The following is a 20,842-nucleotide window of genomic DNA, read 5'->3' as shown; positions in this document are numbered from 1 at the left end:
TCAAGATCCCGAAGGGCTTCCGGGGCTGGGACGGCCTCGACCCCGCCGCCGACGCCAAGGGCTTCGGCCAGATGCCCCGGGGCACCGGCGTCGACGTCCAGGAGCTGGACACCGAGCAGTTCGTCCTGAGCATGGGGCCCCAGCACCCCTCGACCCACGGCGTCTTCCGGATGAACCTGAGGGTCGACGGCGAGACGGTGGTCGGCCTGAAGCCCGTCATGGGCTACATGCACCGCAATCACGAGAAGATCGGCGAGCGGAACACGTTCCTGATGAACTTCCCGTTCACCGACCGGCTCGACTACTTCACCTCCATGCTCAACAACCACGGCTACGCCCTGGCCGTCGAGCAGCTCATGGGGGACGACGCGAAGGTCCCCGAGCGGGCCGAGCACATCCGGGTCATCATGGCCGAGCTGAACCGGGTCGCCAGCCACATGTGGTCGATCGGCTTCCTGCTGAACGACCTCGGCGCCTTCTTCACCCCGGCCCTCTACGCCATCGAGGAGCGCGAGCTGATCCTCGACCTCTTCGAGTGGGCCGCCGGCAGCCGGATGATGTGCAACTACTTCCGCTTCGGCGGCGTCGCCTTCGACCTCCCCCCCGGCTGGGTCGACCGCTGCTCGGCGATCGTCAACGACCGGCTCGGCCGCAAGATCGACGAGCTGGACGCCCTGCTTTCGGAGAACGAGATCCTCAAGGACCGCTCCCGGGGCATCGGCGTCCTCTCCCGGGAGCAGGCGATCGCCTTCTCGACCGCCGGCCCCGTCCTCCGGGCGTCGGGAGTCCCCTACGACATCCGACGTGCCGCCCCCTACTCCATCTACGACCGCTTCGAGTTCGACGTCGTGACCGCCACCGGCGGGGACGTGTACGACCGCTACCACGTCCGCCTCCGGGAGATGCGGGAGAGCGTCCGGATCCTCGGGCAGGCCCTCCGCGCCCTGCCCGAGGGGCCGATCCTCCCCGGCAAGAAGAGCTACCAGATCAAGGTCCCCGCCGGCGAGGCGTACTCCCGGGTCGAGAACGCGAAGGGGGAACTCGGCTACTACATCGTCGCCGACGGCGGCCCGACCGCCTACCGCTACCACGTCCGCAGCCCCAGCTTCATCAACCTCACGGCGCTGGAGGCCATGTGCCTCGGCCACACGGTCGCCGACGTGGTCGGCATCCTCGGCAGCCTGGACATCGTCCTCGGGGAGGTCGACCGGTGAGGGGGGCGTGAGCGATGCCGGCGCGGGACTTCTACCACGACACCGTCCGCAACGCCCTGCTCAAGGACGGCTGGACGATCACCGACGATCCGTTCACGATCAAATGGGGTGGGCGGAATACGTTCGTCGACCTCGCGGCCGAACGGCTGATCAGCGCCGAGAAAGAGGGGGAGCGGATTGCGGTCGAGATCAAAAGCTTTGTCGGAGCCTCGGAACTTGCAGACTTCGAGACGGCGCTGGGGCAATACTGCGTCTATCTCACGCTGCTGGAACGGGTCGATCCGGGCCGCCGGCTCTATCTGGCAATCCCACAGGAGGTTGCCGAAGGCCTGTTCCTCGAGCCGATCGGCCAGGTCGTGATCGAGAGGTACGCCATCTCCTTGATCAGCTTCGACCCGAACACGGAGACGATCCTCCGATGGAAGACTTGAACCGAGATCGAGAGGTCATCGAGCGGGTCCTGTCGAACCTCGCCAGCCCGGCGACCGAGCGGCAGCCGGTCGCGAGCGAGGTCGTCTTCGACCGCGAACGAGACCGATATCTGCTCATCCACTCCGGTTGGGATGGCTATCGTCGGATCAACGAGATTGTCACTCAGGTCGACCTGATCGGCGGCAAGATCTGGATCCAGCGAGACGGCATCGAATACGGCATCGCCCAGGATTTGCTGGATGCCGGCATCCCGAAGGATCGCATCGTCCTCGGCTTCAAGTCTCCGGAACTCCGACAGCACACCGGATTCGCCGTGGCGTGAAAGGTTGATTGGAATGGCGAGCGAGACAAGGCGGAATGGCGGCGGGTTCTTCGGGCCGGTCGGATCGGCGATCTCGGCGGTCGTGGGGATCTGGCCGTACGGCCGGGGGATGATCGTCGGGCACCTCGTGACCCTCCGGCGGTTCGTCCGGACGTTCACCGTCGGCCACGGGGCGACCCTGAAGCGGAGGGGGGGCGGCGACCTGCCGATCGACCTCTGGTGGAACCGCCCCGAGCACCGCAAGGGGCCGGTCGTCGACCAGGGGCCGACCACCGAGGGCCTCTTCACCGTCGAGTACCCCGACGAACGCCTGCCCACCCGGGAACGCTCCCGGGTCCTCCCCGTGCTCATCTTCGATGACGAGGACGGCAACGTCCGCTGCACCAGCTGCAACATCTGCGCGAAGGTCTGCCCGCCGCAGTGCATCTGGATGGTCCAGGCCAAGAGCGCCCGGGGGACCGTCGTGCCGCTCCCCGAGGAGTTCTACATCGACATGGACGTCTGCATGAACTGCGGCCTCTGCGCCGAGTACTGCCCGTTCGACGCCATCAAGATGGACCAGAATTTCGAGCTGTCGAACTACGAGCGGCACCGGTCGCACGTCTACTCGCTCGAAGACCTCCTCGTCTCCAGCGCCTACTACGCCCGGACGCACCCCGAGGCCTGGTCCAGCCCCGAGGAGGCCGCCGAGCGGGCCAAGGTGGCGAGGAAGAAGGAGCAAAGGCTCCAGAAGGCGAAGGCCGCCGCCTCCGAGCCCCAGCCGGCCGGGGCCTGAGTCACCCGGCCGAGTCGAGGGGACAATCCTGGGCCCGACCGGCTACAATGGGCCCGACGGAGCCGGGCCCGGCGCCGGTCCCGGGCCCTTGCCCGGGCCGGTCGGGCCGATTACGATCTCCACGCCATCCCGAGAGGTGAGTGCGTCGATGTTCCTGAAGCCCCCCCCGCCGAACTACGAGCCCGGCACCCGGGTCCGCGTCGTGCAGTACGTCCGGGTCGGCCACCGCCGGTGGATGACCGAGACGGTCGGCACCGTCGAGCGGGAGGGCCTCCGCCCCGTCGGCGGCATGGAGATGGGCGGCAAGGCCCTCTACTGCCACCAGCCGACCCTCCGGCTCCGCCAGGACGACGGCTCGATCACCGAGGTCGCCCTCGACGGCAATACCCGGGTCGAGGCGATCGCCGGCGCCGCCCCCGAGGTCGCCGGCGGCCCTCCCCCCAGGCCGGTCTGAGGCCGGCCCGGACCGGCCCGACCCCGACCCACGCGACGCGACGACCGAGGGACCGCCCGAGATGATCCCCAACTACGGCTTCATCGGCCTGCTGCTGCTGGCGGCGGTCGCCTTCGCGGTGGCCCCGCTGGTGGTGGTCGCCCTGATCGCGCCCAGCAAGCGGTCGGGGGAGAAGGGGGAGACCTACGAGTGCGGCGTGAGGACCACCGGGGAGACCTGGATCCGGTTCCGCGTCCAGTACTACATCTTCGCCCTGCTGTTCGTCGTGTTCGACATCGAGACGGTCTTCCTCTACCCGTGGGCGGTCAGCTACCTCGGCCTGGCCGAGGCCGGCTTCGGGCTGCTGGTGCTCGTCGAGATGGTCAGCTTCCTGGTCCTGCTGGCCGCGGCGCTGGTCTATGCCTGGGCGGCCGGGGACCTCCGCTGGGTCTGACCGGCCGGGATGGCCGCCCGACGGGGGTGGGTCGCCCCGGCCCGATCCGGGCGCCATTGGCCGAGCTTGAGGGAGACTGACCCGTGAATCCGCCGATCGTCCCGGGCCTGTTGCTGCTCGCCCAGGCTAGGGCCGAGTTGTCGGGCCCGCCCTGGGTGTACTGGGCCTCCTGGCTGCTGGTCTTCGCCCTGGTCTTCCCGCTGATCGTGGCCTACGTGGTGCTGGCCGAGCGGAAGCTCGCCGGGCGGTTCCAGGACCGGATCGGCCCGAACCGGGTCGGCCCCTTCGGGCTGCTCCAGCCGATCGCCGACCTGCTCAAGCTGCTGACCAAGGAGAACATCGTCCCCCGGGCGGCCGACGCGGCCGTGCACGTCCTGGCGCCGGTGATCCTGCTGGTCTCCTCGTTCCTGGTGCTGGCGGTCATCCCCTTCGGCGTCACCTCGACCCGCCCCGACGTCGTCCCGTTCGGCGAGCCGGGGCCCGAGGGCCGGTGGTATCCCGGCCTGGCGGCGGTCGACACCGCCTCGGGCCTGCTGTACCTGGTGGCCGCGGCCAGCCTCTCGGTGCTCGGCATCTTCCTGGCCGGCTGGTCGAGCCGGAACAAGTTCGCCCTGATCGGCTCGATGCGGGGCGTCGCGCAGCTCGTCTCCTACGAGATCCCCCAGGTGATCTCGATGGTGCCGGTGATCCTCTGGGCGGGCAGCCTCAGCCTGGTGGGCATCTTCAACGCCCAGCTCGAACACGGCTGGTTCCTGTTCTCGCCGCCGGGCCTGTTCGGCTTCGTCATCCTGACGATCTCCAGCATCGCCGAGACCAACCGCGCCCCCTTCGACCTGCCCGAGGCCGAGTCCGAGATCATCGCCGGCTACCACACCGAATATTCCGGCATGCGGTTCGGCCTCTTCTTCCTGGCCGAGTACCTGGCGATCTTCGGCATCGCCTGCCTGGCGACCGCCCTGTTCCTCGGCGGCGGCACCCTGCCCTTCACCGCCTGGCCGCTCGGGTCGATCGACTCGGTCATCCTCGTCAACCTCGTGCTCATCGGCGTCTTCGCGGCGAAGGTCTCGCTGTTCATTTTCCTGGTCTTCTGGGTCCGGGCGACCCTGCCCCGGATGCGGGTCGACCGGCTGATGAACCTCGCCTGGAAGGTGCTGATCCCGCTGAGCCTGGTGAACGTCATCGCCTCGGCCGCCTGGCTGGAGCTGACGATCCGCCGCGATCGCCCCCTGATCGGCTGGCTCGTGCTGCTGCCGGCCCTGATCCTGACGCTTTCGGGACTGCTCCGGCTCTCCCGGGCGGGGGGCCCGGCGCCGGTGGTCGGGCGGGACGGGGCGAGTCGGGGCGGCCGTCCCCCGTCCCCCGCCCCCCGCCGCCTCGGGGCGTCGCGATGAGTGCGGAGATCCCGGCGGAGGCCCGACCGTGAGCGCCATGCAACTGATCTTCCTGATCGTCTCTGCCGTCGGCCTGCTGACGGCCCTGGGCACGGTCCTGGCGAAGAACCTCGTCCACGCGGCGCTGTTCCTGGTCGCCTTCTTCTTCGCCGTCGCCGCCCAGTTCGTCCTGCTGGAGGCCGAGTTCCTGGCGGCGATGCAGGTGCTCGTCTACATCGGCGCCGTCTCGATCCTCCTGCTCTTCGGGATCATGCTCACCCGGAACATCCAGGGGGACGAGACGACCGGCGGCCACTGGGCCCGGAAAATCCCGGTCGCCGTCGTTGCCCTCGGGGTGCTCGGGGTGCTGCTCTACGGGATCTCGGCCGAGCGAGGCCGGCCGGGCCAGCAGTCGTGGGCCCGCACCGTCTCCCGGCCCGGGGGGGTGAACCCCCCGGTCGGCGGCCCCGGCGCGGCCGACCTCTCCTACAGCCCCAGCGGCCGGTTCGTCGCCTCGATCGACCTCGACGGCCGGGTCCGACTCCGGACGCCCGTCGGCCGACAGGTCGCCTCGTTCCCGACCGACGAGGCCGCCGGCCGGCCGACCGCCGTCGGCTTCAGCGTCGACGGCGCGATCGTCGCCTCGGCCGACGACCGGGGCGGCGTCCTCTCCTGGGACGTCGCCCGACGCCTCCCGGCCTTCTCCCGATCCGGGGGCCGTCCGGGGCGGATCTCGGCCCTGGCCGTCGGGCCGGAGCGGCCGGTGGAAGAGGGCGGCCGCCTCGTCGCCGCCGGCGGGGCCGACGGGATCGTCCGCCTCTGGGACGGCCCCGAGCCCGTCGAGATCCCCGCCCACGACGGCCCGATCCGCGCCCTGGCCTTCGCCCCCGACGGCCGGCTCGTCTCCCTCGGGGCCGATCGTCGCGCCCGGGTCCTGGACCCGTCGACCGGGGAGTTCGCGTCGAGCGTCCCCGCCGCCCCCCCCGGCCGCCCGATCGCCGCGTCGGCCGTGGGCCTGACCCCGGCGCCCCGCCCCGTGCAGGGCGCCGGCACCCCGGTCGGCATGGCCGGGCCCGGCATGCCGGCCTCCGCGCCGGCCCCGCCGCGGCCCCCGGCCGAGGGTCTGGGCCCCGACCTGCCCCCCGGCCCGCTGGCGGCCGTCGCCTCGCTCATTAGCGGCAAGCCGGGGCGCTGGGACCTCCGGGTCTTCGACGCCACCGACGGCACCGAGGTCCTCGCCGCCGAGGATCTGGAGGGCGTGCCGATCGCCGTGGCGCTGGGGACCGGCATCGGCCGGGTCGCCGCCCTGGTCGGCCCGGCCTCGATGGCCGAGGCCGACCCGGGTCCGGCCGCCGGAGACGCCCCGGTCGACGCCTCGCTCCTCGTCTGGGGGTTCGGCCCCCGGGCCGACGACGGACCTCCGCTCCGGGGGTCGACCCGGGTCACCCCCGGCCGGGCCGTCCGCCTGGGGGCCGGGGCCGAGAACATGCCGCTGGTCCTGGCGCCGGCCGGCGGGCCGGTCACCTTCCTCGACCTCGACGCCGGTGCCGCCGCCACCGTCCCGGCCACCACGGCCTCGGTGGCCGCCTCGGCGGTCGCCGACATGCCCCGGGCCGTCGGCGACGAGCTGATGACCCGATTCGTCGTCCCCTTCGAGGTCGCCGGGCTGCTGCTGACGGCCGCCCTGGTCGGCGCCATCGTCCTGGCCCGGCAGGACGACGGGGCGGGGCCCTCCCCGATCGGGGGCGAGGCCGACGAGACCGACACCCCCGCCGAGAGGATCGCGCGATGAGCGGCGACGTCCCCCTGAGCTGGTTCCTGCTGTTCGCCGCCGCCTGCTTCGCCATCGGCCTGTTCGGCGTGCTGGCCCGCCGCAACGCGATCGCCGTGCTCATGGCCATCGAGATCATGCTCAACGCGGCCAACATCAACCTCGTCGCCTTCTGGAGGTTCGGGGACGCCCCGGGCCCAGAGGGCGGGCCGATCCCCGGCGTGATGCTGGCGATCTTCGTCATCACCATCGCCGCCTCGGAGGTCGCCGTCGGGGTCGCCCTGATCCTGCTCTGCTACCGGCGCTGGCGGGCCGCCGACGTCGACCGATTCGACAGCATGGCCGGCTGAGCCGGATCCCGGACCACCGGCCTCGAACCCACCGATCGATTGGACCCCGCCGATGCCCCCTTCCGCCGCCCGGCCGATCGACCCGGAGTACCTCTGGTCCCTCGCCCCCGAGATCCTGCTGACGCTCTGGGGCCTGGTCGTCCTGCTCGTCGACGTCGGCCTGATGCGGGGCCGGTCGGGGGAGGCCCGGCGGACGGCCCTCGGCGGCCTGGCGCTGCTCGGGCCGCTCGGCGTGCTCGCCCTCCTGCTCGCCCCGGCCTTCGCCGGCCCGGGGGACGTGGGTGCCGACCCCGACCCGACGATCTTCTACGGCACCCTCGCCTCCGACCTCCTCACCCTCTCCTTCAACGGCCTGATCGCCGTGCTGCTGGCGATGGTCGTCGGCATGTCGATGGCCTGGGAGTTCACCGAGCACTGGGGGGCCTACTTCGCCCTGCTGCTCTGGTCGGCCGTGGGGATGATGCTGCTGGTCGCCGCCGAGGAGCTGCTCATCCTCTTCCTCAGCCTGGAGCTGATGACCATCTGCCTCTACCTGCTCGCCGCCTTCGAGAAGTCGCAACGGCGGTCGGCCGAGGCGGGGATGAAGTACTTCGTCTACGGCTCGGTCGCCTCGGCGCTCTTCCTGTTCGGCCTGAGCCTCGTCTACGGCCTGACCGGCACCACCTACCTCGACGGCGTCCGCAAGGTCCTGCTCGACCGGGCCGGCGGGTCCGGTGCCCCCGGCCTCGCCGGGGACGTGATCGGCGCCACCGCCGTGCTGCTGATGCTCGTCGGCTTCGGCTTCAAGCTCGCCGCCGTCCCCTTCCACCAGTGGGCCCCCGACACCTACGAGGGGGCCCCGGCCCCCGTCTCCGCCTTCATCGCCTCGGGCTCGAAGATCGCCGGGGTGATCGCCCTGATGAAGGTCTTCCTCCACGCCTTCGGCCCCTGGGCCGGGGCCGTGGGGGGCGTGGGGGACGGCGGCTGGGTGCTGATCGTCGGCGCGATCGCCGCCGTGACGATGACCTACGGCAACCTCGCCGCGATGGCGCAGCGGAACCTCAAGCGGCTGCTCGCCTATTCCTCCATCGCCCACGCCGGATACATCCTCGTCGGGCTGCTCGCGGCGGCCGTGACGACCCGGACCGGCCCCTCGGCCCCCGAGACGGCCGGTTCGGTCCTCTTCTACCTCGTCATCTACGGCCTGACGACCGTCGGCGCCTTCGCCGCGGCCGCCTGGCTCGCCCGGGACCGGGGGCGGGACGACCTGGACGACCTCGACGGCCTCGGGTACCGGTCCCCCGGCCTGGCGGCCTGCATCGTCGTCCTGATGCTCTCGCTGATCGGCGTCCCCCCCCTGGCCGGGTTCTTCGCCAAGCTCTACATGTTCATGGAAGTGCTCAACGCCGACTCGGACGCCCGGACGACCCTGCTGGTGCTGGTCGTCGTCGCCCTGGTGAACTCGGTGATCTCGGCCTTCTACTACGCCCGGGTCCTCCGCGCCATGTTCCTGAGGCGCCCCGAGCCCGGCGGCCCGGCGGTTGGCACCGCCCCCGCCCCCCGGGGGATCGCCTGGCCGATCGCCCTGGCGTCGCTGGTGGCGGTCGGATTCGGCCTCTACCCGGCCCCCCTGGTGGAGTCGATGCGGGCCGCCGCCGGGGCGATGCTCGCCATCACCCTGCCCCCGCCGGAGGTCCCAGGCCCCGCCTCCGCGGCGCCGAGCCGGCCCGAGGCGCCCCCCCTGCCCTGACCCTTCCTCCCACCTGCTGGTGCCGAGCCGAGGACGAGCCCCGTGCACGACGACGACCCCGAATCCCCCGACGAGGTCGACGCCTGGGAGATCTTCGCCCTGGCCGCCTGCCAGCCCCTGCAAGGGCTGCCGCACTGTTACGTCGCCCCCCGGCTCTCGGCCGAGGCCGTCGTGCGGGCCCTGGATTCGTACCTCCGTCCCCGGCCCGACGAATTGCTGCTGGCCCTCGTCGAGCGGCCCGGCCCGACGGGCCCCGTCCCCGGCTGCGCGATCACCTCACGACGCCTCTGCTGGCCCTCCGACGTGCCCGCCCGGGCAACGGCCCGGCCGGGCTCGTCCCTGTCGTTCGACGAACTGCGCGGGGCCGTCCGGGTGACCGGCGCCCCCGACCCCGCGCTCGACCTCGGCGGCGGCCGGGAGGTCCCCCTCGGGGGCTTCGACCCCCCCGGGCCGGTCGACGCCCTCGCCGGGGTCCTCTCGACGATCGGCCGGGCCCGCCACTCCGGGGACCTCGCCGGCTCCGCCACCCCCGACGCCCTCCGATGTTCCCGGGCCGAGATCGGCCACGTCGTCCGGCAGGCCCAGGCCATGCACCGGGCCGGGGGGGAGGTCCGCTCCTTCCAGGCCGACGTGATGACCGCCACCCCCCGGGTGGTGGTCACCTACCTGATCGTCGCGTCCTGTTTGCTCGTCTACCTGGCGATGATCGCCTCGGGCGTCTCCGCGATCGACCCGACCGTGCCCGACCTGATCGCCTGGGGGGGCAACGTCGGCGTCCTGGTCGCGCTCGACGGCCAGACCTGGCGGCTGCTCTCCTCGGTCTTCCTGCACGGCGGCCTGATCCACATCGGCCTGAACATGTATGTCCTGTACCGGGCCGGGCCGCTGATCGAGCGGCTCTACGGCAACGCCGGGTTCGCCCTGCTCTACCTCGCCGCCGGGCTGGGGGGGGCGATGGCCAGCGCCTGGTGGCACCCCCGGGTCGTCAGCGTCGGCGCCTCGGGGGCGATCTTCGGGCTGATCGGCGGCCTCGGGGCGTTCCTCGTCTCGCACCGGACGGCGATCCCGGCCCAGGTCCTGGTCCGGATGCGGGGCGGGGTGGTCGCCTTCGTCCTCTACAACACCCTCTTCGGCCTGGCGATCCCCGGCATCGACAACGCCGCGCACCTCGGCGGCCTCGTCTCCGGCCTCCTCGCCGGCCTGCTGCTCCAGCGCCCCTGGCCCGTCCCCCGGCCGACCGCCGGGCTGCCCCGGCAGCTCGCCGGAGGGCTGGTCATCGCCGCCGCCCTCACCGTCGCGGCCGTCGTCCTCGACCGCCAGGTCCTCCGCAACGCCGAGGTCCGCGTCGCGCTGGCCCGGGAGTCGATCCGCATCTACAACGAGTTCGCCGGGGAACTCGACCCCCTTCGCCTGGAATTCGAGCAGACCAACCTCCGGCTCGACGCGTTGATCGGCCGCGTCGACCGCTCCGAGCTGGCCCTGCCCGACGCCCGGGCGGAACTCTCCGGCCTGATCTCACGGGCCGAGGAGGAGCGCGACGCCGTCGCCCGCATCCCCGCCGCCGACCCCGACCTGGTCGAGATCCGGGACGCCCTCTCCTCCTCGGTCGACGCGCTCCGCCGGGCGATGGTCGCCCTCGACCGCTACCTCGCCAAGCCGGAGGATCCGTCGCCGATCGAAGGCCCGAGCGGCTTCAACCCCTCCCGGGCCGAGAGCGAGGCCGAGCTGGCCCGTTACCGGGCCCTCCGGGGCGCCTTCCTCGACCGCTTCCGGACCTCGGAGGCCCCCCCCGAGCCGGGGCCCTGAGCGCCCCGCCCCCTCCCGAACGGATGAACGTCATGGCGATCGTCAATACCTTCGAGAAGTGCCTTGAGGGCCCCTACCTCTCCCGGGACGACTCGGCGGCCGACCTCGTCGGCGAGCTGCTCTCCCGGTCGGGGGACCGACTCCAGGCCGCGGCCGACCTGCTCAACAGCCCCGAGGTGGACCCGGCCGACACCTGCCTCTTCGCCTACCAGGCGATGTTCTGCTGCCTCCGCGCCCTCGTCTATGCCCGGGGCTACCGGGAGGCCGGCCTCGGCTGCCTGCTGCTCGCCTGCGAGTCCCTCTACGTCCGCACCGGCCTGCTCGACGCCCGGCACCTGCTCGACTTCGGCCGGGCCCAGCGCCTCACCCTCCCCCCCGACCAGGCCGTCGAGGCCGCCTCCTCGTTCGCCCGGCGGACCCTGGAGCTGCTCAACCCGCCCGCGTAGGCGTAGGACGCCGCCGCGCGGGACGGCCCGACCCTCGGTCCATCCCCCCTCCCCTCCTCTCGTCTCCGCCGCTCGCGGCCGCTCGCGCGCGACTCCTCCACCTCCGCGTGAGCTCCTCCTCCCTCGTCCGGCCTTGACCGGATCGGCCGGATCTGCCAGAACACCGATCCGACCCCGAGCCGGCCCGAGGCCAACGCGCCCCGGCCCGTCCGGGGACGGGACAACCTCGCGGTGGCCGGGAGCGGGACCGTACCGAACCGGGCCGAGCCGCGGAGTCCTCAGGGATGGGGAGTCCGGCATGGGCAGCGATCAGCCGAGGCCCGCGACGACGCGGAGCGACCTTCCTCCGCACCGCTGGCAGCGGGTCGACCGCCCCGAGGGCGAGCCGGCCGTCGTCGAGTCCTTCGACGCGGTCATCGCCGGCGCCGGCCCGGCCGGCCTGACGGCCGCCTTCGAGCTGACCCGGCACGGCCGGCCCTGCGTCGTCGTCGAGGCCGACCCCGAGCGCGTCGGCGGTATCAGCCGGACCGACGTCTACAAGGGCTACCGCTTCGACATCGGCGGCCACCGCTTCTTTTCCAAGAGTGCCGAGGTGAACGCCTTCTGGGACGAGATCCTCGGCGGCGACCTGCTCCGCCGCCCCCGCCTGAGCCGGATCTTCTACGACCGCAAGTTCTTCCACTACCCGCTCCGCCCCGTCGACGCCCTGCTCAAGCTCGGCCCGATCAAGTCCGCCCGCATCCTCGCCAGCTACCTGAAGGCCCGGCTCCGCCCCGTCGAGCCGGAGCGCAGCTTCGAGGACTGGATCGTCAACCGATTCGGCCGCACCCTGTTCGAGATCTTCTTCAAGACCTACACCGAGAAGGTCTGGGGCATGCCCACCTCGGAGATCTCGGCCGACTGGGCGGCCCAGCGGATCAAGGGCCTCAGCCTCATCGGCGCCGCGCTGAACGCCCTGAAGGTCGGCCGGCCCGGCCGGGGAGAGGTGGTCAAGACGCTGATCGAGGAGTTCAAGTATCCCCGGCTCGGCCCCGGCCAGATGTGGGAGGCGGCGGCCGATCGCGTCCGGCAGGCCGGCGGGGCCGTCCACCTGGGCCGCCGGGTCGACCGGATCGAGCACGACGGCCGCTCGATCACCGCCTTCGTCTCCCGCGACCGCGACGGCCGGGCCACCGAATACCGCGGCCGGCACTTCATCTCGACGCTGCCGATCCGCCACCTGATCGCCGCCATGAGCCCCCCCGCCCCGGACGAGGTCCGGCAGGCGGCCGGCGGCCTCCGCTACCGAGACTTCCTCACCGTGGTCCTCATCGTCGACCGGCCCGAGACGTTCCCCGACACCTGGATCTACGTCCACGAGCCCGGCGTCCGGGTCGGCCGGATCCAGAACTTCAAGAACTGGTCCCCGGAGATGGTCCCCGACCCCACCACCTCCAGCCTCGGGCTGGAGTATTTCTGCTTCGAGGGGGACGACCTCTGGACCATGCCCGACGCCGACCTGATCGCCCTGGGCCGCCGGGAGATCGCCGCCATGGGCCTCATCCCCGCCTCCTCGGTCGTCGACGGCTGCGTCGTCCGGATGCCCAAGGCGTATCCCGTCTACGACGAGACCTACCGGGACCGCGTCGCCGTCGTCCGCGGCTGGCTCGACCGCTTCGACAACCTTGAACTGGCCGGCCGCAACGGCATGCACAAATATAATAACCAGGATCACTCGATGATGACCGCGCTGCTCGCCGCGCGGAACATCCTCGGCCTCGGCTCGTATGACACCTGGCGCGTGAACACCGACGCCGAGTACCACGAGCAGGGGGACGACCCCTCCGCCGACACCGCCGGCCGTGCCGTCCCCCGCCGCGTCGACGCCACCTGAGCCGGCCCCCCGGCCGCCATCCCGCGTCCGCCGGGCGTCATTCGAGGTCCGGGCCCCCGCCCGATCGCTCGAACGGGTCCTCCGGCAATCCCTCCCCGCCCCCCGGGGCCGGCATCGGCAGGTCGAACGGCTCCGCCGGGACCAGGAACGCCGCGCCCGGCCCCCCGTCCCCCATCGCGGCGAACCGGGATTCGCCGAGCCGGGCCCCGAGGCGGATGGTGGCCGATTGCTCGCCCTCGACGGTTTGGATCCGGACCTCGACCTCCCGGGCCGGCGGCTCCAGGGCCGAACCCTCGGGCATCGGACCGTCGTCCTGGACGATCCGGTCGGCGGTCAGGGTCGAGAGGGCGGCGATCGTCGCCTCGACCTTCGCCTCGTCGTAGCCGGTCGGCCAGGATCCGCCCCCCCCCTCGGGCCGCCAGGCTCCCTCGGACTTCTCGAAGGCGAGCTCGGCCCCGTCGCCCCGGACGACCAGCCGGTCGGCCTGGTCGGGGGCGAAGCCGAGGATCCTCCGGTCCCGGAACTCGGCCGACAGCAGGGCCAGCAGCTTCGGTCCCACGGTGAAGACCCCGGGCCGGCCTTCCAGGCGCGCGTACCGTTCGCCCTGCCGATCGGGCACGGACCCGCCGACGACCAGCGTCGTCCGGGACTCCTCTCCCGAGTCGGCCTCCCACGAGACCCGGGCCGCCGGGTCGTCCAGCCCGTAGGTCGACGGGTCCCCGGCCTCCGATGCGACGACCCGCTCGGCCCTCAGCCGGGCCAGGGCGTCCACGAGCATCGTCGCCGCCAGCCGGTCGGCCGCCGCCGGCTTCGGCTCGACCACCTGCCACGCCGTCGCCGCCCCGGGGCCGGCGGCGTCGGTCGCGGGGCGTTCGAGCGCCAGCGAGCGGCCGGCGCGGTCCATCTCGACCCGGCGGACCGCCCTCGGGTCCTGCCGGACCACCGTCCGGTCCCGCAGCGCCAGCGGCCCTTCGGGGATCGCGCGTCGGGCCGTCTCCGGCAGCGCCAGCACCGTGCCCTCGTCCCCCCCGAGCTGCCCGTAGACGAGCTTCGTGCCCGCGTCATACCGGCCGATCGCCAGCGAGACGTCGGCGGGCCGGTCGGATTCGAACGCGAACGGCGTCTCCGGGACGCCCCCCGACTCCGACACCCAGAGGTCGAAGGTCGCCGTCGGCTCGTCGAGCCCGGAGCCGGTCACCTGATCGCTCGGGAAGAACTCGGCCGACTCCAGCGTCGTGATCGTCTCCAGCAGCGTCGACACGTCCACCGCGTCGGCCGTGCCCTCGTCGGGGGAGACGACATTCCAGCCCGCCGGGCCCTTGGCCAGCCGGTATTCGACGCCGTCGGCCTCGATCCGCAGCGCCACCACCTCCTCGGGCCGGGAGTCGACGACCTTGCGGCTCCGGATCGCCCGGGGGTCGCTCCCCACGTCGGCCACCCCCCGCGCCCGGACGAGCAGCACGTCGTCCTGCCCTTCCCGACGCGCGTAGAGGACGTCATCCCTGCCCTCCGGCGACCCGCCGAGGTGGGCCGTCTGCGGCGCGTCCGACCCGGTCAGCCCGGCCGGGACCAGGGTGATCGTCGCCCGCGGCGGGTCGAGGCCGAACTCCGACAGGTCCCCCACGTCCTCGGCGGCGAACCCCTCCGGCCCGGCCACCGCCTCCAGTTCGGCCAGGTCTGCGAGCAGTCCGTTGACCGCCTCCGCGTTCGCGGGGGCCCGGAACGGCTCGACGACCCGCCACCGCCCGCCCTCCAGCGCCACGCCCAGGCGGCGATCGGGGCCGGTCACGTCGATCGACTTCACGTCATAGGAATAGATGTCGAACAGCCCCCGTTCCCGCCACTCGTCGGGGTCGACGGAATCCGGCTCGACGCGGAGCGTGTCGGCCAGGGTGACCGGGCCGCCCTCGGGCTGCACGTACCGGAGTCGCTCCAGCTCGTCCCCCAGGGCCAGGGTGGCGACCGGCTCGTCGTCCCCCGCCCGGTAGAGCCGGACCAGCCGGGCGGGCGGCTCCAGGCCGAACCGGGACGGGTCTCCGGTCACCTCGCCGGCCTCGGCCGCCTTGCGAAGCTCCCGGAGGTTGTTCACCAGCACCTCGACCCGCCGGGCGTCGGCCATCGCCTCGATCGGCTCGACCACCTGCCAGCCCTCCGGGCCCCGGCGTTCCAGCGCCACGAGGGCCCCCTCCCCGGACGGATCCTCCACTTCGATCCGGGCGATCTCCCCCGGCTCGACCCTCATCAAGCCCGGCAGGACCCGCCCCGCCATGTCCTGGCGCTCGGCCGCGGTCGGCAGGTCCGCCGTCCTCGCCCACCAGAGCGCGCCCAGGCCCCCGAAGAACAGGACGAGGAGTAGGATCGTGCTCCGCTTGCCCATGATCGTCCGGCCCCGTCGTGGTTCGAGCTCGCTCGATGGAGGTCGTCGGCGGAGTTCCCCGCCCGTCTCGCCCGGCCCGTCCTCATTCCCGACGGGCCATGTACGTCGCCATCCCCAGGCCGATGAGGACCGACACGGAGAGCAGCGTCGGCAGCAGCACGAGCTTGGCCCTCAGGTTCGGCCCGGCCTTGAGCACCCGGGCGGTGTAGGTGCGGGGGGCGATGGACACGAGGTCCGGACGGTCCTGGAGCCACCCCACCGCGTTGACGACCAGGTCCAGGTTCGCCACGCCCGTCGAGGCCACGATCGGGTTGTCGGCCGCCTCCGGGCTGGAGATGAGGACGAGCCGGGGATTGGGCTCGGCCTCACGATCCCGGGGAGACGGGCGGTCGGCCACGGCGGCGGCCACCACGATCGGGCCGGGCAGGTCCGCCTCGGCGTCGCGCTCGGGGGGGCCCGCCTCGGGGGTCGACTCGACGAACGAGTCGCGGCCCGTCCGCAGCAAGGGCGTCACCAGCAGGGCCCCGGGCATCTCGGCCCCCGACTTCGCCCCGATCGGCGCCGGGCGGGGCATCAGCACCGTCAGCCGCTCCAGGGGGGCGACGATCGGGTGGTTGCTCGGCCCCGGCTCGATCGCCACCAGCGGCCAGTCCGGCCTGCCCCGGAAGTTGAACGCCGGGTCCACGACCCGGCCCTCGCCGATCCCGACGCCCCACTCCGAGAGCCACGCTTCCAGGCCGCTCGGCGTCCGGTTCCCCTGGATCACCAGCAGCCTCCCCCCCGTGTCGGAGAACCCCCGGAGTCGGGCCACCACCTCCGGGCCGATCGTCTCCTCGGGCGCCCCGACCACCACCACCGAGGCCCCCTCCGGCACCTGGCCGGCGGGGTTGAAGGCCACCACCTTCATCCCCACCGATTCGAGCCGGGCCCGGAGCTGCCCAAGGCCCGGCCTCCTCGGGTCCATCGCGTCGATCGACGGCTCGCCGTGGCCGGTGGTGAAGGCGACGATCGGCTGCTCCCCCTGCTTCAGGCGGATCAGGGCCGTGGTCAACGCCGCCTCCCCCAGGAACGAGGTCTCGGCCACCACGCCCGACCCCGGGTCCTGGGGCAGCTCGGCGGCGAACATGTCGGCGTTGCGGACGATGATGTGCCGGACCTCGTCCCCCTCGCCGTAGGAGACGAGCACCCCGCCCCCCTCGGTCAACGCCAGGCCGGGCACCCGATCGGCCAGGTCCCGGGCCCGGTCGGGCTCGCCGAACGCATTGAGGTATTCGATCGTGACCCGGTCCGGCGCCTCGTCCTTGTAGAGCTGGAGCAACTGGCGGACGCGGTCCACCTGGCCGAACTCGCCGTCGCCGAAGAAGACGGTGAACGTCACCGGCTCCTCCAGGCCCTCGAGCTGCGTGATCGTCAGGGCTTCCAGGCTGTAGGAGCGGTCCAGCGACAGGTCGATCGGCCGGCCGCCGTAGGTGAACGCCAGCACGTTGCCGACGATCAGGACCCCGGCCAGCAGGGCGCCGGTCATCGTCGCGTCGGCGAAGCGGGCCATGCGGCGGAGGCTCGGGCTGGCGTGCCGATGCGGCCGGTTCGACCGCATCGTCAGGAGCAGGACGCCGAAAGCGATCGCGAACACGGCGATCGACTGCGGCACCCCGAACCGGAGCGCCACGTAGGCCCCCAGCGCGATCCCCAGCACGCCCAGGGTCGTCGCCGCCGCCATCCGGTCCCGGTATCGCGCGGGAGGGGCCTCGGCGTCGCGCTCCTGCTCGGCCGACTGCCCCAGCGGCGCCCCCCGGAGGAACCAGTAGAGGGCCAGCGCCACCACGACCACCAATCCGGCGACCGCCGCCGCCTCGCTCCCCAGCAGTTCGAGCACCCGACTGCCCATCGCCTCAGCTCTCCCTGCGTGCTTCGAGCACCTTCACCGCCAGGAACAGCGAGAACGCCGTCACCGACAGGTGCAACGCCACCACGCGCAGGTCCAGCCGCCCCGAGGCGAACTCCGAGAGCTGCACGTACACCGACAGGAACGACACCGCCTCCGCCCACCCCGGCCTCGGCCCCACCACCTGGTTGACCACCGTGATCAGCAGCAACGACAGCAGGACGACGAACGTCCCCACCGCCGCCTCCACCTGGTTCCTCGTCGCCGCGCTGAAGGCGATGCCGATGCTCGTGAACATCATCCCCATCGTCGTCAGGCCGATCCCCAGCGAGATCAACGGCTCCGGGTCCAGCGCGTACTCCCCGACCCTCGCCAGGAACGGCAGGTAGATGGCGAACGGCAGGAGCAGGGCCAGGTACATCAGGACCCCGCCGATCCACTTGCCGATCACCACCTCCGCCTCGGTGACCGGCACGGTCATCAGCCCTTCGATCGTCCCCGTCCGCCGCTCCTCGGCGATCAGCCGCATGGTCAGGGCCGGCACCGCCACCAGCAGCGCCACCCAGAACATCCAGCTCCCCGCCACGTACGAGTTCATCGGGTTGAGCTGCCCCGAGAACGACAAGACCGACCTCGGGTCGCTCAGCAGCTCGACGAGCTGGAAGAAGTCCAGCATCGCGATGACCTGGAACCCGAGCAGGACGAAGTACGCCATCGGCCTCAGGAAGTACGACGAGACCTCGCGCTGGACCAGGGCGGGGACGTGTCTCATGGGATCGTTCGTTCGCCTTCAGATGAGGTTCGAGTGGCTGCCCTGCGGCCCAGGTGCTCGTCTCGGAATCAATTTCTTCGACCCTCTCCCCCGTCCTCGGGGGAGAGGGTGGCCGGAGGCCGGGCGAGGGGGGCTTCGATGCATCGCGAGGCCCGGCGTCGTACGAACCGCCCCCTCACCCCGACCCTCTCCCCACTCGTGGGGAGAGGGGGACGGATTCGGTCCCTCGCCCCCGCCTGCGGGGGAGAGGGTGGGCGCAGCCCGGGTGAGGGGGGCCGGTCTCGGAGCCGAGGCCCGGTCTCCCCGCATCGGCCGCCTCCCCTCGAACGGGAGGCGAGCGATGAGGAGCCAGGCCGCGTGCCCCCTCGACGATCCATCACGCTGCCTCTCCCGAATTGCCGCCGTGGTCGACCACCACCGCATCCCGGACCGCCCTGACGAACCGTTCTTCCAGCGTCGACCGCGACAGGTCCAGCCTCCGCAGCGCCCACCCGTTTTGGACGACCCGGGCGGCGATCAGTTCCCGGAGCGCCTCGACGGCCGACTCGTCCTTGGACCGGACCTCGAAGCCGCAGACCCCCGGGTCCCCGGCCGCCGCACCCTCCACGGCGATCTTCCGGACGCCCCCCGCACCCGGGGTCGTCTCCAAAACCCCCCGGACCGAGTCGATCGGCCCCCGGACCTCCACCTCGACGGCACGGCCCGCCCGGAGTCGATCCAGCGGCTCGTCCAGCGCGATCCGGCCGCTGGCGATGATGATGACTCGGCCGCAGACCGCCTCGACCTCGGGCAGGATGTGCGTGCTCAGGAGGATCGTGTGCCGCCGGCCCAGTTCCCGGATCAGCTCCCGGACCTCGCCGATCTGGATCGGGTCCAGCCCGGCGGTCGGCTCGTCCAGGATCAGCACGTCCGGGTCGCTCAACAGCGCGTCGGCCAGCCCGACCCGCTGCTTGTACCCCTTCGACAGGTTCCCGGTCACCCGGTGGGCCACGTCGGCGAGGCCCGTCATCTCGATCGCGTCGTCGATCGCCGCCCGACGCCTGCTGCCGGGCACGTCCTTGAGTTTGGAGCGATACCGGAGGAACTCCCGGACCCGCATCTCGGGGTAGATCGGCACGACCTCGGGCAGGTACCCGACCTTGCGCCGGACCTCCCTCGGCTCGTCCAGCACGTCGAGCCCGGCGACCCGGGCCCGGCCGCTGGTGGGCATCAGGTAGGTGGTCAGCATCCGCATGGTGGTCGACTTGCCCGCCCCGTTCGGGCCGAGGAAGCCGACGACCTCGCCCCGGCCGACCGAGAAGCTGACGCCCTCGACCGCCCGGACGGACCCGTATCGCTTGGAGAGCTGCTCGACGTCGATCATGCCCGGACCCGGGATCCCGCCATTGAAGACGTGCCGACGGCCGATCGCCGCCGTCGCCATTATTCCCCCGCCGCCCTCGGCCCTCAAGGCACCCGACTCCCGCCCGCGTCGGTCGTCGGCGATCCTCGGGCAATTGTCTTGTGTTGGGCGATGACATCTGTCAGAGTGCGGCCTGGATCGGCGATCCACGCCATCAATCCCCCTCGGGACGCACACCCAGTCGGGACGAGACCATGAGCATCGGATCGACCCTGGCCCTGATCGCCCTGGCCTCCGCTGCGGTCGTCCCGGACGACGGCGGCCGGACGCTCCGGGGCCGCGTCGTCGACGAGTCGGGGACGCCGGTGGCCGGCGCCGAGGTCGCCCCGTACTGGTTCGCCAACGGCTCGCACCGCAAGCCGGACGGCTCGGCCTTCGACCTCTCGGACCCGGAGGAACTCCGGCGATTTTGGGGTGACCTCGGCCGGATGGAGCCCTCATCCAGCACCCTGACCGCCACCGACGACGACGGGGCATTTTTCCTGGAACTGGGCCGGAGGACGCATCACGTCCTGGTGCTCGACGGAGATCGGCGTCGGGGGGCCGTCGGCCTGATCCCCGTCGGGGGGCTCGGCGATGAGCCGATCGAGATCCGCCTCCGCCCCCTCGTCCGGGTCCGGGGCCGCATGGCGCTGCCCGGCGGCGGCCGGCCCGATTGGACGCACATTTATACGATGCTGCCCGACGACCCGACTCGCCCGGTCGACTCGACCCGGGTGGCCGGTTGCGGCTCGTTCTCCTCGGAGTTCGAGATGCTCCTGCCGCCCGGCGATTACCGCTTCAACGCCTACGGGATCAGCGAAGCCGAGTCCGACGTGATCGACGTCCGAGTGCTCGACGCCCCCTCGATCCACCTGACCGGGGCCGAGCCCGAGGTCGACCTGGGCACGCTCACGCTCTCCCCCGTCCCGCCCCGAGAGCAGCAGATCGCCGAGGCCGCCGCCGACGGGTTCTCGGGCGACTATCGGGAGCATTACGGCCGACGCCCCCCTCGGATCGAGGCCGTCGCCGGCCGGGGGATCGACGCCGACGCCCAGCCCTGGGATTTCCCCGGCAAGTGGGTGCTGATCGTCTTCTGGGGATTCGACTGCCCCTCCTGCCTGATCGACCACATGCCCGAGCTGATCGCCTTCCATGAGGAACACGGGGATCGCCTCGACCGGTTCCAGGTCCTCTCGGTCTTCATCGACACCGAAGGCGAGGTCGCCACGGTCCCCGAATTCGAGCGCCGACTCCGGCCGTTCGTCGAGCACGTCTGGGACGGCAAGGATCTCCCGTTCCCGGTCCTGATCGACCCCTCGCTCCGTTCCTGGTCGAGCTACTCCCTCGACGGCTTCCCCACCGTCCTGCTCATCGACCCGGAGGGGCATCTCGTCGAGGGCGACCTCTCGACCCTCGGTGATCGCCTCTCCGACTGACCCGAAACCCACC

General features: G+C 72.2%; 18 protein-coding genes. 14 read left to right on the top strand and 4 right to left on the bottom strand.

Translation table 11 applies throughout. The features are described 5' to 3' along the window. Window positions 1-71 precede the first annotated feature (71 nt). From ElP_RS41145 to ElP_RS12010, 13 genes are all read left to right on the top strand, one after another. Window positions 72-1,214 carry an NADH-quinone oxidoreductase subunit D gene (locus ElP_RS41145; protein WP_390836070.1) on the top strand — a complete coding sequence of 381 codons (1,143 nt, stop codon included), beginning with the start codon at window positions 72-74 and terminating at the stop codon, window positions 1,212-1,214. 14 nt (window positions 1,215-1,228) lie between these two features. Further along, complete coding sequence (locus tag ElP_RS12080) at window positions 1,229-1,645, top strand: XisH family protein (protein WP_145269582.1); 417 nt, start codon at window positions 1,229-1,231, stop codon at window positions 1,643-1,645. Further along, complete coding sequence (locus ElP_RS12075; RefSeq protein ID WP_145269580.1) at window positions 1,633-1,968, top strand: XisI protein; 336 nt, start codon at window positions 1,633-1,635, stop codon at window positions 1,966-1,968. Before ElP_RS12080 ends, ElP_RS12075 begins: the two co-directional genes overlap by 13 nt. Window positions 1,969-1,981: 13 nt before the next feature. After that, a complete protein-coding gene (locus tag ElP_RS12070; RefSeq protein ID WP_145269578.1) occupies window positions 1,982-2,743 on the top strand; it encodes a 4Fe-4S binding protein in 762 nt (253 codons plus the stop codon). A gap of 148 nt (window positions 2,744-2,891) precedes the next feature. Then, window positions 2,892-3,197: a hypothetical protein gene (locus ElP_RS12065; protein WP_145269576.1), complete on the top strand. Its 306-nt coding sequence runs from the start codon at window positions 2,892-2,894 to the stop codon at window positions 3,195-3,197. Window positions 3,198-3,258: 61 nt separating this feature from the next. Further along, window positions 3,259-3,630 (top strand): NADH-quinone oxidoreductase subunit A, encoded by a 372-nt coding sequence (locus tag ElP_RS12060; RefSeq protein ID WP_145269574.1) that lies wholly within the window; start codon window positions 3,259-3,261, stop codon window positions 3,628-3,630. A gap of 83 nt (window positions 3,631-3,713) precedes the next feature. Next, window positions 3,714-5,021: an NADH-quinone oxidoreductase subunit NuoH gene (nuoH, locus tag ElP_RS12055; protein ID WP_145269572.1), complete on the top strand. Its 1,308-nt coding sequence runs from the start codon at window positions 3,714-3,716 to the stop codon at window positions 5,019-5,021. Between the two features lie 37 nt (window positions 5,022-5,058). Beyond that, window positions 5,059-6,792, top strand: a complete 1,734-nt coding sequence (locus tag ElP_RS39550) for an NADH-quinone oxidoreductase subunit J (protein WP_231749821.1) — start codon at window positions 5,059-5,061, stop codon at window positions 6,790-6,792. Continuing rightward, on the top strand, window positions 6,789-7,121 hold the full coding sequence (gene nuoK, locus ElP_RS12030; RefSeq protein WP_145269570.1) for an NADH-quinone oxidoreductase subunit NuoK: 333 nt from the start codon (window positions 6,789-6,791) through the stop codon (window positions 7,119-7,121). Before ElP_RS39550 ends, nuoK begins: the two co-directional genes overlap by 4 nt. A 52-nt stretch (window positions 7,122-7,173) precedes the next feature. Further along, window positions 7,174-8,850 (top strand): NADH-quinone oxidoreductase subunit N, encoded by a 1,677-nt coding sequence (locus tag ElP_RS12025; protein WP_145269568.1) that lies wholly within the window; start codon window positions 7,174-7,176, stop codon window positions 8,848-8,850. A 42-nt stretch (window positions 8,851-8,892) separates the two neighbouring features. Beyond that, complete coding sequence (locus tag ElP_RS12020) at window positions 8,893-10,656, top strand: rhomboid family intramembrane serine protease (protein WP_145269566.1); 1,764 nt, start codon at window positions 8,893-8,895, stop codon at window positions 10,654-10,656. Window positions 10,657-10,688: 32 nt separating this feature from the next. Further along, the gene (locus tag ElP_RS12015) at window positions 10,689-11,102 is read left to right on the top strand and encodes a HEPN domain-containing protein (RefSeq protein ID WP_145269564.1); all 414 of its coding nucleotides are present in this window, start codon (window positions 10,689-10,691) and stop codon (window positions 11,100-11,102) included. Window positions 11,103-11,400: 298 nt separating this feature from the next. Continuing rightward, window positions 11,401-12,975: an NAD(P)/FAD-dependent oxidoreductase gene (locus tag ElP_RS12010; protein ID WP_145269562.1), complete on the top strand. Its 1,575-nt coding sequence runs from the start codon at window positions 11,401-11,403 to the stop codon at window positions 12,973-12,975. Window positions 12,976-13,012: 37 nt separating this feature from the next. Here the strand turns inward: ElP_RS12010 and ElP_RS12005 are convergent, their stop codons facing one another. The 4 genes from ElP_RS12005 to ElP_RS11990 form a co-directional block, all read right to left on the bottom strand. Further along, window positions 13,013-15,352, bottom strand: a complete 2,340-nt coding sequence (locus tag ElP_RS12005) for a DUF4340 domain-containing protein (RefSeq protein ID WP_145269560.1) — start codon at window positions 15,350-15,352, stop codon at window positions 13,013-13,015. An 82-nt stretch (window positions 15,353-15,434) separates the two neighbouring features. Then, entirely contained in the window at window positions 15,435-17,240 is a 1,806-nt protein-coding gene (locus tag ElP_RS12000) for a GldG family protein (protein ID WP_145269558.1), read from the bottom strand. Window positions 17,241-17,244: 4 nt separating this feature from the next. After that, on the bottom strand, window positions 17,245-18,009 hold the full coding sequence (locus ElP_RS11995) for an ABC transporter permease (protein WP_145269556.1): 765 nt from the start codon (window positions 18,007-18,009) through the stop codon (window positions 17,245-17,247). A gap of 376 nt (window positions 18,010-18,385) precedes the next feature. Next, entirely contained in the window at window positions 18,386-19,372 is a 987-nt protein-coding gene (locus tag ElP_RS11990) for an ABC transporter ATP-binding protein (protein WP_145269554.1), read from the bottom strand. A gap of 233 nt (window positions 19,373-19,605) precedes the next feature. Here ElP_RS11990 and ElP_RS11985 point away from each other — a divergent pair, with 233 nt between their 5' ends. Next, window positions 19,606-20,829 carry a redoxin domain-containing protein gene (locus ElP_RS11985; RefSeq protein WP_145269552.1) on the top strand — a complete coding sequence of 408 codons (1,224 nt, stop codon included), beginning with the start codon at window positions 19,606-19,608 and terminating at the stop codon, window positions 20,827-20,829. Window positions 20,830-20,842 lie beyond the last annotated feature (13 nt).

Origin of the sequence: Tautonia plasticadhaerens, from assembly GCF_007752535.1 — a bacterium.
Classification (GTDB): domain Bacteria; phylum Planctomycetota; class Planctomycetia; order Isosphaerales; family Isosphaeraceae; genus Tautonia; species Tautonia plasticadhaerens.
Note: the sequence above shows the minus strand (reverse complement) of the source record. Positions and strands in the feature narration are given on the sequence as shown.

Excerpts from the sequence above, each read along its gene's own strand:
- ElP_RS41145 (WP_390836070.1), top strand. The coding sequence starts at position 72 with ATGCCCCGGGGCACCGGCGTCGACGTCCAGGAGCTGGACACCGAGCAG.
- ElP_RS12080 (WP_145269582.1), top strand. The coding sequence starts at position 1,229 with ATGCCGGCGCGGGACTTCTACCACGACACCGTCCGCAACGCCCTGCTC.
- ElP_RS12075 (WP_145269580.1), top strand. The coding sequence starts at position 1,633 with ATGGAAGACTTGAACCGAGATCGAGAGGTCATCGAGCGGGTCCTGTCG.
- ElP_RS12070 (WP_145269578.1), top strand. The coding sequence starts at position 1,982 with ATGGCGAGCGAGACAAGGCGGAATGGCGGCGGGTTCTTCGGGCCGGTC.
- ElP_RS12065 (WP_145269576.1), top strand. The coding sequence starts at position 2,892 with ATGTTCCTGAAGCCCCCCCCGCCGAACTACGAGCCCGGCACCCGGGTC.
- ElP_RS12060 (WP_145269574.1), top strand. The coding sequence starts at position 3,259 with ATGATCCCCAACTACGGCTTCATCGGCCTGCTGCTGCTGGCGGCGGTC.
- ElP_RS39550 (WP_231749821.1), top strand. The coding sequence starts at position 5,059 with ATGCAACTGATCTTCCTGATCGTCTCTGCCGTCGGCCTGCTGACGGCC.
- nuoK (WP_145269570.1), top strand. The coding sequence starts at position 6,789 with ATGAGCGGCGACGTCCCCCTGAGCTGGTTCCTGCTGTTCGCCGCCGCC.
- ElP_RS12025 (WP_145269568.1), top strand. The coding sequence starts at position 7,174 with ATGCCCCCTTCCGCCGCCCGGCCGATCGACCCGGAGTACCTCTGGTCC.
- ElP_RS12015 (WP_145269564.1), top strand. The coding sequence starts at position 10,689 with ATGGCGATCGTCAATACCTTCGAGAAGTGCCTTGAGGGCCCCTACCTC.
- ElP_RS12010 (WP_145269562.1), top strand. The coding sequence starts at position 11,401 with ATGGGCAGCGATCAGCCGAGGCCCGCGACGACGCGGAGCGACCTTCCT.
- ElP_RS12005 (WP_145269560.1), bottom strand. The coding sequence starts at position 15,352 with ATGGGCAAGCGGAGCACGATCCTACTCCTCGTCCTGTTCTTCGGGGGC.
- ElP_RS12000 (WP_145269558.1), bottom strand. The coding sequence starts at position 17,240 with ATGGGCAGTCGGGTGCTCGAACTGCTGGGGAGCGAGGCGGCGGCGGTC.
- ElP_RS11995 (WP_145269556.1), bottom strand. The coding sequence starts at position 18,009 with ATGAGACACGTCCCCGCCCTGGTCCAGCGCGAGGTCTCGTCGTACTTC.
- ElP_RS11990 (WP_145269554.1), bottom strand. The coding sequence starts at position 19,372 with ATGATCGACGTCGAGCAGCTCTCCAAGCGATACGGGTCCGTCCGGGCG.
- ElP_RS11985 (WP_145269552.1), top strand. The coding sequence starts at position 19,606 with ATGAGCATCGGATCGACCCTGGCCCTGATCGCCCTGGCCTCCGCTGCG.